Origin of the sequence: Lyngbya aestuarii BL J (assembly GCF_000478195.2) — a bacterium.
In the GTDB taxonomy this organism is placed as follows: domain Bacteria; phylum Cyanobacteriota; class Cyanobacteriia; order Cyanobacteriales; family Microcoleaceae; genus Capilliphycus; species Capilliphycus aestuarii.
Genome location: NZ_AUZM01000168.1, coordinates 1 through 2,047 on the forward strand (window position 1 = coordinate 1; position 2,047 = coordinate 2,047).

General features: G+C 39.5%; 3 protein-coding genes. All 3 read left to right on the plus strand.

Annotated features, from left to right (window positions below; all coding sequences use genetic code 11):
* Positions 1 to 198 precede the first annotated feature (198 nt).
* Positions 199 to 777, plus strand: a complete 579-nt coding sequence (locus tag M595_RS27175) for a hypothetical protein (RefSeq protein ID WP_040484515.1) — start codon at positions 199 to 201, stop codon at positions 775 to 777.
* A gap of 84 nt (positions 778 to 861) precedes the next feature.
* Positions 862 to 1,572, plus strand: coding sequence for a PspA/IM30 family protein (locus M595_RS27180; RefSeq protein ID WP_023068754.1), 711 nt, complete (start codon positions 862 to 864; stop codon positions 1,570 to 1,572).
* Between the two features lie 34 nt (positions 1,573 to 1,606).
* On the plus strand, positions 1,607 to 2,047 hold a 441-nt coding region (locus M595_RS27185), incomplete at its 3' end, for a substrate-binding domain-containing protein (protein WP_023069808.1).

Genomic DNA, 2,047 nt, shown 5'->3' on the forward strand with positions numbered 1-2,047 from the left:
GCTCTTCCGATCTAGTATGGCTCAAGTTTCTTAATAAATTTGACAATTTTTCCTCGCGGCGCTTTTTCCTTCTCAATTCTCTCTCTCCAAAGGCTAGAATTGAGGAGGTTTGTTGGTTTGGGGTGGTTAATACTTTCAAGCTCAGGGCGCAAGCCTTGTACCCCTTTATATAACAACAGTCAGTTTGAATGATAAACTATGAATAATAAATTGAGTAAAATAAGTTTGTTTATTCTCATTAATATCTTTATTTTACCGATTATAACAGCATCTTTTTTGGTTCTGTTTTCACAAGCTCAAGGTTGTGTGTTAGTTGGAGAACAATCTTCTCCATGTCTGGTTTTTGGATTGAATCTAGGGATTTTAATCGAGAAATTCATTCAACTGACTTGGCATTTTCCCTTAATGATGTCACCCCAGGGAATTCTTCCGGCTTTTATCGCAATTACAGTTATTGTGATTTTGATTCATCTAACATTACGGGGTCGCCAACAATTTTTTTGGTCTTTATTTTGTATTTGGTATATTCCGATTATTCCGAGTGTATTAGGGATTATTTTAGTGCGGTTTTTAGCCGATCAAGGAAATTGTGTTCTGAATGAAGGGAGTGCTAATTCTTGTCTGATTTTAGGGGTGAATATGGGAGAAGCCTTTTATGGGGCGAGTGTGGTGCCTTGGTTAATCTTATTACTGATCCCGATTTGTCTATTTATTTCACTTTTTTATATGATTATTTATGCTTTGGTCTTAGCGATGATTCGTGAACAATCGTCTTAAGTATTAATATTCGATCACATTTTACCCCAGATGACTATCGACCGATTAAACTAGAAATAAATCCAAGCTTAACGATAGTTCCTGATGAAAAACTTGATCTATTGGTTAATGGGAGAAAAAGGTGGAAAAGCCACGATCACAGTTTGGAACTGGTTATGGGGAATACAACCGGAGTCCCCGGAACCCCAAGTTTCCCTAGAAGCGGCAGAACAGTCCTTACAGTTGATCCAAGAGTCGGTTAAAAAACTAGCCGAAGCCGTTTCAACTCAAACCTCGACTTACCAACGCGCCCAACAAAAGTATCAAACTAAAGTTAAAGAAATTGAAAAATTAGAGCAATTGGCTTGGGTTGCTCAACAAAATGGCAATGAACAGGAAGCCCGTTTAGCCCTATCTAAAGCCATTCAAATTGAGAAATTTTTACCGCAACTCGCCCAACAAGTTAAACGAGCCGAAGACTATGTTAATCTATCTCAAGAACGGTTGAATCAAGAACAAATGAAACTTGAAACCTATCAAACTGATTTGGCAAACTTCAAGGATATGCAAGAAATTAATCAGGCATTAGAATGGGTGGAAAAAGTTAATAATGAGTTAAATATTAATTCAGCGCGATCGCAATTTGAGGAAATCAAAAACACCGTTGAACAGCGTAATCTCGAACAGCAAGCACTCGCAGAACTTACCATGAACGCTTCGGAAAAGCTTGGCGCAGATATCGAACGTCTAGCGACAGAAGACGAAATTTCACGTCGTTTGGAAACTTTCATAAAATCTCATCAACCCTCTGATTAGATCGTAAAGAACATTAATTAAGGAGACATTGGTTATGGCAAAACGCAGCGGCCCTCCCCCCATCATTTATATTATAATTTTTCTAGCTTTACTGGGTTTGGGGTATTGGTTTTTTCTGAGGAAACCTGCTGATCAACCCGCAAACATCAGTTCAACAGGTCAACCCACTGTTGCGCCTCCTCCCCCTCCCGATGCTGAAATATTTCCCTCTCCGGCGTCGGTTCCCCCCAATACTCAGATTCAAATTGATGGTTCTACCAGTATGGTAACGATTACTGAGAATCTCAAACAAGGATTTTCGCGTCAATTTCCAAACGCTAGGGTTAACACGATGGCGAATGGTACGAACAATGGGATTAAAGCTGTTCTCAATGGAGAAGCTGATCTTGCAGGAATTTCGCGATCGCTGACTCCTCAAGAGGAAAACCAGGGGTTAAAGGCTTTACCTATTGCTTCTGATCAAATTGCCATTGTC